This window comes from Corynebacterium sp. MSK047 (genome assembly GCF_030232285.1).
Lineage (GTDB): Bacteria > Actinomycetota > Actinomycetes > Mycobacteriales > Mycobacteriaceae > Corynebacterium > Corynebacterium jeikeium_D.
The window spans coordinates 66517-76895 of record NZ_JASPJI010000017.1 but is presented as its reverse complement, the minus strand read 5'-3'; the positions used below and the strand labels follow the sequence as shown (position 1 = coordinate 76895).

The window sequence follows — 10379 nt, the reverse complement described above, 5'->3', positions numbered from 1 at the left end:
GATGCAATATCGGAATCAGACCCTTGAAGCCCTAACCGCCTAGAGTTAAACCAGTCCAACTTTCGGGGGCTAGTTCACAACCGGAAAGGGCCTCTTCAAAGGAGCTCAGCAACTGCCCTAGAACATGCTCGAAATTGTCTGCAATCCGAGTACGGCATCGAGAGAAAGCGCCACACAGACGATAGACAAGTAGTTGTTCGACATGAAGAACAGCTTCATCGGCTTGATCTTGCCACCGGTCTTAACGTGGCGGTGCAGGTCAATGGCGCCCCACAGGAACCAGGCACCAGCGCCAACGGCGCCAATCAGATAGATCCAACCAGCGTACGGAACCAACAGCAGAGTGGTGATCACGGTCGCGGCGGTGTAGTAAATAATGCGCTTGGAAACGACGATTGCCGGCTTGACCACTGGCATCATCGGCACGCCAGCGGCCTTGTAGTCCTCCTTGTAGCGCAGGCCCAATGCCCAGGTGTGCGGCGGAGTCCAGAAGAAGATAAGCAGGAACAGGATGAATGCCTGCCACCAGTGAGCCAGCCCCGTAATCTCCGGGTTGTTGTCAGTGATTACGGCCCAGCCGACCATCACCGGCATACACCCCGCAGCGCCACCCCAAATCACGTTCTGATCAGTACGGCGCTTCAGCCACAACGTGTAGACGAAGATGTAGAAGGCAATCGTAATCAGAATGAAAACGGCGGCCAGCAGCGAGTTACACAGCAACCACAGCCATAGGAACGACGCAATCATCAAGACAGTGCCGAAAATCGCTGCCGCTCGACGGCTAACCTGGTTGCGCGCGAGCGGGCGACGGCGAGTACGGCGCATCTTCTGGTCAATGTCGTAATCCATGACCATGTTGAAGGTGTGCGCAGCCGCTGCACCCAGCCAACCACCGAACAAGGTGAGAAGAATCAGTCCAACGTGAACATGACCGCGATCAGCCTGAAGCATTGCGGGAATGGCCGCGACGAGCAGGAGCTCGATAATTCTTGGCTTAGTCAGTGCAATATACGCCTTGACTGTTTCCAACAAAGCAATGTCCCTTTCACGCGCCATAAACAAACCCCCCGTTTACAGATAGTCGGATGTAACGGTCGGAAAGTTCCCGACGAGTTTTTCCGCAAAATTAAATGAGGGGCAGGCAATCAGTTTACCGGTAATCATAACGGTTCCAATAATGACCGTCGTAAAGCATGTGCGGCGCGCCCTCTGAGACTTATCTCTCAGCTATTCGGCCCGGTTTGAACCCGGAGCGCGCAATCCTAGTTAGTATGGAGGAGAATTTTACTAATCCATTTGGATACTAGGAGTCATTCACGTGACACTGTCGACTGAGCATGAAGCACGGGTTGTGCGCAACTACCCCTCGGACTGGTCTGACTTGGATACGAAGGCCGTTGATACGGCCCGTGTGCTGGCCGCAGACGCCGTTGAAAAGGCAGGTTCGGGGCACCCCGGCACTGCGATGAGCCTCGCACCGCTGGCTTACTCTCTTTACCAGCGCGTTATGCGCCATGACCCGAAGGATACGAAGTGGATCGGCCGTGACCGTTTCATTCTCTCCTGTGGTCACACCTCTCTGACGCAGTACGTCCAGCTGTACCTCGGCGGTTTTGGCCTGGAGCTCGATGACCTGAAGGCGCTGCGTACGTGGGACGCTCTCACCCCGGGTCACCCGGAATACGGCCACACTGACGGCGTGGAAATCACCACTGGCCCGCTGGGTCAGGGGCTGGCGTCGGCCGTCGGTTTTGCCATGGCTTCGCGACGGGAACGTGGACTGTTCGACCCGGAAGCTGCTCCGGGTGAGTCTCCGTTTGATCACTACGTGTACGTCATCGCTTCTGATGGTGACGTTCAGGAGGGTGTCACTGCCGAGGCCGGCTCGCTGGCCGGCACTCAGCAGCTGGGCAACCTGATTGTCTTCTGGGATGACAACGGCATCTCCATCGAGGACGACACCACCATTGCTTTCACCGAGAATGTCGCGGATCGCTACCGTGCTTACGGCTGGCAGGTCATTGAGGTCGACGGCGGCGAGGACGTCGCAGCACTCGAGGCTGCTGTCGAGGAGGCCAAGAAGGATACGGAGCGTCCGACCTTCATTCGCGTTCGCACTGTGATCGCTTACCCGGCTCCGACGAAGATGAACACCGGCGCATCGCACGGTGCTGCTCTTGGTGGCGAGGAGATTGTCGGCATCAAGGAAGCTCTCGGCTTCGATACCGACAAGAGCTTTGACGTCGCTGACGAGGTCATTGAGCACACCCGCAAGCTAGTTGAGCGTGGTGCTGAGGCTCACGCACAGTGGCAGGTCAAGTTCGACGAGTGGGCTGCGGCTAACCCGGAGCGCAAGGCTCTGCTGGACCGTCTGACCGCTGGCGAGCTGCCGGAGGGCTTCGACGCTGAGCTGCCGACCTGGGAGCCGGACGAGAAGGGTGTTGCCACCCGTAAGGCTTCTGAGGCTGCGCTGCAGGCACTGGGCAAGACCCTGCCGGAACTGTGGGGTGGCTCGGCTGACCTGGCTGGCTCCAACAACACCGTCCTGAAGGGCGAGCCGTCCTTCGGCCCGAAGTCCATCACCACCGGTACCTGGACCACCGACCCGTACGGCCGCAACCTGCACTTCGGTATCCGTGAGCACGCCATGGGCTCGATCCTCAACGGCATTCTGCTCCACGGTGGTACCCGTCCGTACGGCGGCACCTTCCTTATCTTCTCGGACTACATGCGTCCGGCTGTCCGCCTGGCATCGCTGATGGGCATCTCCCCTATTTATGTCTGGACCCACGACTCCATTGGTCTGGGCGAAGACGGTCCGACGCACCAGCCGGTTGAGCAGCTGGCTTCGCTGCGCGCTATCCCGGGTGTGTCCACTGTCCGCCCGGCTGACGCGAACGAGACCGCTCAGGCTTGGGCCGCTGTTCTTCAGGGCGAGGCAGGCCCGAAGGCTCTGGCTCTGACCCGCCAGAACGTTCCGGTCCTGGAAGGCACCAAGGAGAAGGCCGCTGAGGGCGTCCGTCGTGGTGCGTACGTGCTTGTCGACGGCGCCAAGGAGACCCCGGACGTCATCCTGATGGCTACCGGTTCGGAAGTTCACCTCGCTGTCGAAGCTGCTGACAAGCTGGCTGAGGAAGGCGTCAGCGCCCGCGTTGTCTCCGTTCCGTGTCTTGACTGGTTCGAGCAGCAGGACGATGCCTACCGCGAGCAGGTTCTGCCGAAGTCCGTCCGCGCTCGTGTCTCGGTTGAGGCCGGTATTGCAATGCCGTGGTACCGCCACCTGGGTGATGCTGGTCGCGCTGTCTCCCTGGAGCACTTCGGTGCATCGGCTCCGTACAAGGAGCTGTTCGAGAAGTTCGGCATCACAGCAGAGGCTGTTGTCGATGCCGCCAAGGAGTCCATCGAGGCTGCTAAGTAAGTTTGTTAAAACCTGGCGCTATCGGCCGTTGTCGGGACGGGATTTGTGAAAACCGTACCGCGCTCCGGTAGCGCCAGTATTGTTTGTGACGCACAGTAGTTTAAGGACATACAACTTTTAGCGAAGTCTTTAGGCAACGAAGCGGTATTGACAGAAAGGCGTTAAACACTATGGGAAACACCACGATGGAAGCGCTCGCCAAGGTAGGGACTTCGGCGTGGCTCGACGATCTTTCGCGCCAGCGCCTCACCTCGGGCGATTTGAAAAATCTTATTGAAGAGCTTCGGGTTGTCGGTGTCACTACTAACCCGGCAATCTTCTCTTCGGCGATGACCGCCGGTGAGGATTACGACTCTCAGCTGGCGCAGCTCACTGCAGAGGGTGCGAACCCGGCAGATGCTGTGTTCGCGATGGCAATCGACGACGTCCGCGATGCCTGTGACCTTTTCGCTGGTGTATCCGAAGAAACCGACGGTGTCGATGGCCGTGTGTCCATCGAGGTCGATCCTCGCTACGCCGACAACTACGAGGCCACGATTGCGCAGGCCCGTAAGCTCTGGGAGCGCGTCGGCAAGCAGAACGCGATGATTAAGATTCCGGCGACCGATGCTTCCCTGCCGGCTGTCACCCAGGCTCTGTCCGAGGGAATCTCGGTAAACGTCACCCTGATTTTCTCGGTGGAGCGCTACCTGCAGGTCATTGATGCGTTCATCGAGGGCATTGAGCGTGCGAAGGACAACGGCGTAGACCTGGCTTCGGTTCACTCTGTTGCGTCGCTGTTTGTTTCCCGCGTTGACACCGAAATCGATGCTCGTCTGGACAAGATCGGCTCCGAGGAGGCCCTGGCTCTGCGCGGCAAGGCTGGTCTGGCCAATGCCCGTGCAGCTTACGCCAAGTTCGAGGAGACTTTCTCGGCGCAGAATATTCGCTGGGCACAGCTGGAAAACGCCGGTGCTAAGCCGCAGCGCCTGCTGTGGGCTTCGACCGGTGTGAAGAACCCGGCTTACCCGGACACCCTCTACGTCACTGAGCTGGCTGCACCGCAGACTGTGAATACCATGCCGGAGAAGACGCTGCGTGCTGCCGGGGGCTTCGAGGGCGAGGTTCGCGACGCCGTCAGCGGCCAGGGGGAAGCAGCCAATGCCGTTATGACTCAGCTCAGCGAGATTGGCATCGACCTCGATGACGTCTTCGCTGTCCTGGAGCGCGAGGGCGTGGAGAAGTTCGTGGACTCCTGGCAGTCCTTGCTCGAGTCGATTGCACAGCGCATGGAGCAGCTGAAGTAAGCCTGCTGATTATCTAGGTGCCTGTTGGTAGTGGCTGCGTTTCTGGCTGGCGCCAGCAGGTCGCCTGGCGATTCGAGTTACTGACTGCGTTTATGTCAAAAACGGCCCGAAGAATAGCCTGAAGGTGTCATAAACTTGCACAGTTTCACATCTGCAGCCCGTAACTTTTGGGGTTGTCAGTTTCGGTTCGCCTGTTGTGTTACTTAACCCGCATGTTCAACGCTGGACATGAAAAAGCTCCCCTGCGCGGGGAGCTTTTCTATTGGTGCTAGGACGCGGCGAAGGCGGGGCGCACAGTGGGCAGCGGGCGTTTCTCTTCCTTTAATGCCCAGGCCATCACGAACGCAGAGATTACGGTGATGATTGAGGCAAAGATCGGCACAGCCGGCCAGGGGGCGCCCGGTACGGAGTCGGTCACGTCCAGCAGATAGCTAAATAGGAAGAGCGTGACCAGGGCCAGGCCAATGGTGATCGATCCTGCACGAGTGCCCTTCGCGCCGGCGACGGTGCCGACTGCGGTGCTCGCCACGGTAGCCATGAGGAAGCTCAAGAAGACGCACAGCGCGGTGAGCAGAACTGTGGTGTAGTTCTGCCCGGAATCCTCAATCATGTACAGCTCCCCGTTAGTGTCCGGAAACAGGGCCGGTCCGGAGGTGACAATGAAGCTATCGAATCCGCGGTAGTAACCGGACTTGTTCTGTTCGATGACCATCGCCGTGACGATGAAGGCGGTAGCCACCAACGATGTGCCCAAGATTGCGATGATTGCGGAGCGTACCCAGCGGGCGGTGCTCACGCCGTAGTCACGCAAGGTGACCGAACGCCGGGCTGTGATGAGGAAGAGGATGCCCAGCGCGATAATGCCAAGCAAGGTGTTGCCGGTTCCGCTGCCTACGAGCATGCGCCCGAAGGCCGAGTACAGGATGGCCACGGCGGCAACACCGAGGAAGGTTTTCTTGTTGGTCGCGATGAAAGCTCCGGTGCTCATTTCTTGCTCCGTTCGATGTAGGAGGAGGTGCTTGCGAGGTCGATGAGGGCCGCGGGGTCGAGGTAGCTCACCTCAACGCCGAGGGCGCGGGCATGCGCAGCGGCAGACGAACTGAGCTCTGTAGACAGGATTGCCTCGCAGCGCTCGCCGAGGGTTTTCTTAGCGAGCACTGGGCCGGCCACCTGCGCCACGAGATCCGTAGGGCCTCGCAGCACCGGATGGCTAGCGCGCAGCTTATCGACGTCATAGGGCCCGTACGCATCCTGCTTGTGGATGACAATCAAGGTGTCGACTAGGCCGGCTAGATCCTGGGAGTGCTGCGAGGTGACCACAAGGTTGGCCGATTCGGCCGAGTCGATAAGCATGCCGCGCAATGTGGCGCGGTGCTCGACATCGAGGCCGTTGAAGGGCTCGTCGAAAAGCAATGCTTCCTTGCCCGATGCCAGGGTGGCAGCGGCGATGAGCAGCTGGCGCTGGCCCAGGCTGAGCTTTTTGATAGGGGTGTCAGCGGGGAAATCGAGGAGGGACTCCGCGTGGGGCACATCGAGCTGATCCCAGCCGGTGCGCAGGATCTGGAAATATTCGCGCGGGGTGGCACCGAAGACCTGGGTGTCGGGTGCAGCCTTCGCCAGGGCCGCCGTAGGCATCTGCGCGAGGGTACGCAGGTAGTAAGTCTTGCCGGCGCCGTTGGGGCCAATCACGCCGTAGATGCTCATTTCTCCTCCTCCAGCATGGCGATGATGTCGTGGAGCGTGAGGCCGAGAATGCCGGCCTCCACTTTTAACGGCTCGATGTAGGTGCGCTGGAACGCTTCACGACGCTCAGCGCGAATGCGCTCACGGGCGTCTGGAGTGACAAACATGCCGAGTCCTCTTTTCTTCTCCACAAGCCCCACCATCGACAGTTCCGTCATGGCCTTGGCGGCCGTGGTTGGGTTGACCTGATAGAACTCCGAGAGCTCCTTGGTTGAAGGGGCACGATCCTCAGCCGAGAGCTCCCCGGACAAAATCATTGATTTCAGATCCTCGGCGATCTGGACGTAGATGGGCCGAGGGTCCGCCTCCTTCGCCTGCATATACACCTCCGTGGTTTATGGGTATACCACCTAGGTCATAAACCTAAGGCAGAAGAAAGGGACCCGTCAAGACCCCATCGGAGGAATCGGAAACGATTCCACCGGACTTTTCTCGATATGACATTATGTAAACCGTGAGTGATTCTCTGCAACGCAACGATTCGAACTCCCCTACTGCCAGCTCTCCGCACAACGGAGACGACAGCACCAACCACGACGGATACATCAACCCGCTGCGTGACCCGCAGGATAAACGCCTGCCGCGTATTGCCGGCCCGGGTGGCATGGTGATTTTCGGAGTGACGGGCGATCTGGCCCGAAAGAAGCTTCTGCCTGCCATCTATGATCTGGCCAACCGCGGTCTACTGCCTGCCTCCTTCGCGTTGGTTGGCTACGGTCGTCGCGAATGGTCGAAACAGGACTTTGAGGATTATGTGCGCACCGCAGTGGAACAGGGCGCCCGCACAGACTTCCGTGAGAGTGTCTGGCAGCGCCTGGCTGAGGGCATTCACTTTGTCACCGGTACCTTCACCGATGACGAGGCCTTCGATCGCCTGGCCGCACAACTTGAGGAGCTCGATCGCTCCCGCGGCACCGCTGGCAACTGGGCCTACTACCTGTCCATTCCGCCGGCTAACTTCCCCGATGTCTGTCATCAGCTCGATCGTTCGGGGCTGGCGCAGTCGGGCGAGGATTATTGGCGTCGCGTGATTATTGAGAAGCCATTCGGACACGATCTAGCCTCCGCTCAGGAACTCAACCGGATTGTGAACTCGGTCTTCCCAGAAGACGCTGTGTTCCGCATCGACCACTACCTGGGCAAGGAAACCGTCCAGAACATTCTGGCCATGCGTTTTGCCAACCAGTTGTTCGATCCGATGTGGAATTCTCACTACATTGACCACGTCCAGATCACCATGGCCGAGGACATTGGTTTGGGCGGTCGCGCTGGCTACTACGACGGTATTGGTGCAGCTCGTGACGTGATTCAGAACCACCTACTCCAGCTCCTGGCGCTGGTGGCAATGGAAGAGCCCATCGCCTTTACCCCGGAAGAGCTGCAGGCGGAAAAGATTAAGGTTCTGCGTGCCGTCGAGCCAGTGCGTCCGTTTTCGAAATACACCGCTCGTGGCCAGTACACGGCGGATTGGCAGGGCAGCAACTTCGTGCCGGGGCTGCGCGATGAGGAAGGCTTCGACCCCGAATCCACGACCGAGACCTACGCCGCCTGTACGCTGCAGATCAACTCCCGTCGCTGGGCCGGTGTCCCCTTCTACCTGCGCACCGGCAAGCGCCTCGGCCGCCGCGTCACTGAAATTGCGCTGGTCTTTAAGTCCGCACCTCACCTGCCCTTCGCAGAGACAATGACTGCCGCTCTCGGCCAGAACGCAATGGTCATCCGTGTTCAGCCAGACGAGGGCGTGCTCATGCGCTTCGGCTCGAAGGTCCCGGGCTCGGCCATGGAGGTGCGCGATGTCAACATGGATTTCTCCTACTCCGAGGTGTTTACCGAGCAGTCGCCAGAGGCCTACGAGCGCCTAATTCTGGATGCGCTTCTCGACGAGGCCAGCCTCTTCCCCACCAACGAGGAAGTCGAGCTGTCCTGGAAGATTCTTGACCCCATCATCGAGTACTGGGCCAAGCGCGGTCGTCCCGAGGGCTACCCCGCAGGTTCGTGGGGGCCTTCCTCCGCTGACCACATGCTCGAGCGCGACGGTCGCGCTTGGCGACGGCCATAGGTTGCCAACCTCTCACTTCTTAAGAATTTTCTGACAGAAAGAACACTTTCATGATCGTCAATTTGCCAGATACTGACACCGCGAGCATTGCTCGTCAGTTGGTGCAGCTTCGAGAGCAGGGCGGCATTGTCACCACAGGACGTGTCCTCACCTTGATTGTTTTGGCCAAGAGCGAAGACGACCTGGAAAACATTATTTCCACGGTCAACTCCGTTTCCCGCGAGCACCCATCCCGTGTGCTGGTATTGGTCTCCGATGATCCACGCCTGGACAATCGCCTTGACGCGGAACTCCGCGTCGGTGGTGATGCCGGTGCCGCTGAGATCGTCGTTATGCACATGTCCGGAGAGATTGGTCAGCACCACAGCTCTGTGGTGACTCCCCTGCTGCTGCCGGATACGCCGGTCGTGGCGTGGTGGCCTTCTGAGGCGCCGCAGGTCCCAGCGGCGACACCAATCGGCCGAATTGCCCAGCGCCGTATCACCGATTCACTGTGTGACCCGAATAGCAACGCTATCTACACGCGCCGTACGGGCTACACGCCCGGCGATTCCGACCTGAGCTGGTCGCGGCTGACGAACTGGCGCGGTGTGTTGGCATCCGCTTTCGACTTGCCGCCGCACTCGCCGGTGACCTCCGTGTCCATCTACGGCCCACAAGACTCGCCATCGGTCGAGGTCGCCGCCGGCTGGTTGGCAGATCGCCTGGGGCTGCCGGTCAACCGTTACTCCACCGGTGAGAAGAAGATTCCGGTGGACGAAAAGGGCCGCGCCAAGCCACCGGTGACCTCCGTCGCCTTTGAGCGTGAAAATGGCCAGACTTTGCGTATCGATATTGAAAGCGCCACCACTGCATCGGTCACCAACGGAGAAAAGCCCCCGTTCAAGGTTGCAGTATCGCGTCCAACACGCTCCGAATGTTTGGCAGAGGAGCTGCGTCACCTCGACCACGATACTGCCTACGGACGTGCCCTGCGTGGCCTCAGCCAGATTCACACGGTGGGAATGCAACCTCCGACGTCCACAACAACTAGCTTCGCTAACGAACCAGGAGTCTCTGACAAGTGACCACCGATAACGCGTCGAATACCGTCCCTGCCCCTCAGTTCCACCGCGCCGCTGACCAGGCGGGCATCGTCGAGGCTGCACGTCAGCGCTTCATCGATGCGGTTGTCGCCGTCCTACATGGCAACGCCTCTCCGGTCACCGATGACGGTTTCGTACGCGTCGTTCTCACCGGTGGCGGCGCAGGTACCGCTTTGCTCAGTGCGCTTGCCGACGATTCCGGAGACATCGACTGGAACCGAGTCCTGGTGTTCTTCGGAGATGAACGCTTTGTCGCTGCCGACTCGGCAGATCGCAATGCGTTGGCTGCTCGTAAGCGTCTCTTGTCCCCTGTCGGCGTGCCGGAGGAAAACATCTTCGAGTTTGCCGCTGCCGACAGCGGCGTGACCACCACGGAGGCCGCCGAAAGCTACGAAGCTATCGTTCGGGAGAAGGCTCCAAATGGCTTTGACCTTCACCTTCTTGGTATGGGCGGAGAGGGACACATCAACTCGATTTTCCCACATACCGCAGCGCTGGCTGAGCAGGAACGCTTGGTCGTGGACGTGCATAACTGCCCGAAGCCACCGCCGACCCGCATCACGTTGACGATGCCGGCCATCGCCAGCTCTCAGCGTGTGTGGCTACTTGTAGCGGGCGGCGAAAAGGCTGAGGCAATTGCAGCTATCGCTCAGCAGGACGACCCAGCGCAGTGGCCGGCGGCCGGGGTTCGCGGTGTTCAGGAAACCGTTGTCTTTGTTGACGATGCTGCGGCTGCGCAGCTCTAGGCTTCCGCTTCACCGCTAACAGCCCAGAAACAGCAAATT

At 59.6% G+C, this 10379-nt stretch carries 9 protein-coding genes; 5 read left to right on the top strand and 4 right to left on the bottom strand.

What is annotated here, in order from left to right; translation table 11 throughout:
* Positions 1 to 117: 117 nt before the first annotated feature.
* Positions 118 to 1032, bottom strand: coding sequence for a heme o synthase (locus tag QP981_RS08255; protein ID WP_172954651.1), 915 nt, complete (start codon positions 1030 to 1032; stop codon positions 118 to 120).
* Positions 1033 to 1321: 289 nt separating this feature from the next.
* On the opposite strand from QP981_RS08255, the gene tkt reads away from it, so the two are divergent.
* Positions 1322 to 3421 (top strand): transketolase, encoded by a 2100-nt coding sequence (tkt, locus tag QP981_RS08250; RefSeq protein WP_070653084.1) that lies wholly within the window; start codon positions 1322 to 1324, stop codon positions 3419 to 3421.
* 170 nt (positions 3422 to 3591) lie between these two features.
* The gene (tal, locus tag QP981_RS08245) at positions 3592 to 4707 is read left to right on the top strand and encodes a transaldolase (protein ID WP_048731888.1); all 1116 of its coding nucleotides are present in this window, start codon (positions 3592 to 3594) and stop codon (positions 4705 to 4707) included.
* Between the two features lie 268 nt (positions 4708 to 4975).
* On the opposite strand, the gene QP981_RS08240 is transcribed toward tal, so the two are convergent.
* Genes QP981_RS08240 through QP981_RS08230 form a run of 3 tightly spaced genes read right to left on the bottom strand, consistent with a single transcriptional unit; the run spans position 4976 to position 6770 of the window.
* Positions 4976 to 5695 carry a hypothetical protein gene (locus QP981_RS08240; protein WP_016422740.1) on the bottom strand — a complete coding sequence of 240 codons (720 nt, stop codon included), beginning with the start codon at positions 5693 to 5695 and terminating at the stop codon, positions 4976 to 4978.
* On the bottom strand, positions 5692 to 6411 hold the full coding sequence (locus tag QP981_RS08235) for an AAA family ATPase (protein WP_049193710.1): 720 nt from the start codon (positions 6409 to 6411) through the stop codon (positions 5692 to 5694). The genes QP981_RS08240 and QP981_RS08235 overlap by 4 nt, the downstream gene beginning before the upstream one ends.
* Positions 6408 to 6770, bottom strand: coding sequence for a GntR family transcriptional regulator (locus QP981_RS08230; protein ID WP_070549601.1), 363 nt, complete (start codon positions 6768 to 6770; stop codon positions 6408 to 6410). The genes QP981_RS08235 and QP981_RS08230 overlap by 4 nt, the downstream gene beginning before the upstream one ends.
* 134 nt (positions 6771 to 6904) lie before the next feature.
* On the opposite strand from QP981_RS08230, the gene zwf reads away from it, so the two are divergent.
* Genes zwf through pgl form a run of 3 tightly spaced genes read left to right on the top strand, consistent with a single transcriptional unit; the run spans position 6905 to position 10340 of the window.
* The gene (zwf, locus tag QP981_RS08225; protein ID WP_016422737.1) at positions 6905 to 8509 is read left to right on the top strand and encodes a glucose-6-phosphate dehydrogenase; all 1605 of its coding nucleotides are present in this window, start codon (positions 6905 to 6907) and stop codon (positions 8507 to 8509) included.
* A 50-nt stretch (positions 8510 to 8559) separates the two neighbouring features.
* The gene (locus QP981_RS08220; RefSeq protein ID WP_016422736.1) at positions 8560 to 9576 is read left to right on the top strand and encodes a glucose-6-phosphate dehydrogenase assembly protein OpcA; all 1017 of its coding nucleotides are present in this window, start codon (positions 8560 to 8562) and stop codon (positions 9574 to 9576) included.
* Positions 9573 to 10340 carry a 6-phosphogluconolactonase gene (gene pgl / locus QP981_RS08215; protein WP_016422735.1) on the top strand — a complete coding sequence of 256 codons (768 nt, stop codon included), beginning with the start codon at positions 9573 to 9575 and terminating at the stop codon, positions 10338 to 10340. Before QP981_RS08220 ends, pgl begins: the two co-directional genes overlap by 4 nt.
* Positions 10341 to 10379 lie beyond the last annotated feature (39 nt).

What these genes read in the sequence shown, in the direction of transcription:
- tal (WP_048731888.1), top strand. Translation starts at nt 3,592, where the DNA reads ATGGGAAACACCACGATGGAAGCGCTCGCCAAGGTAGGGACTTCGGCG.
- QP981_RS08240 (WP_016422740.1), bottom strand. Translation starts at nt 5,695, where the DNA reads ATGAGCACCGGAGCTTTCATCGCGACCAACAAGAAAACCTTCCTCGGT.
- QP981_RS08235 (WP_049193710.1), bottom strand. Translation starts at nt 6,411, where the DNA reads ATGAGCATCTACGGCGTGATTGGCCCCAACGGCGCCGGCAAGACTTAC.
- QP981_RS08230 (WP_070549601.1), bottom strand. Translation starts at nt 6,770, where the DNA reads ATGCAGGCGAAGGAGGCGGACCCTCGGCCCATCTACGTCCAGATCGCC.
- QP981_RS08220 (WP_016422736.1), top strand. Translation starts at nt 8,560, where the DNA reads ATGATCGTCAATTTGCCAGATACTGACACCGCGAGCATTGCTCGTCAG.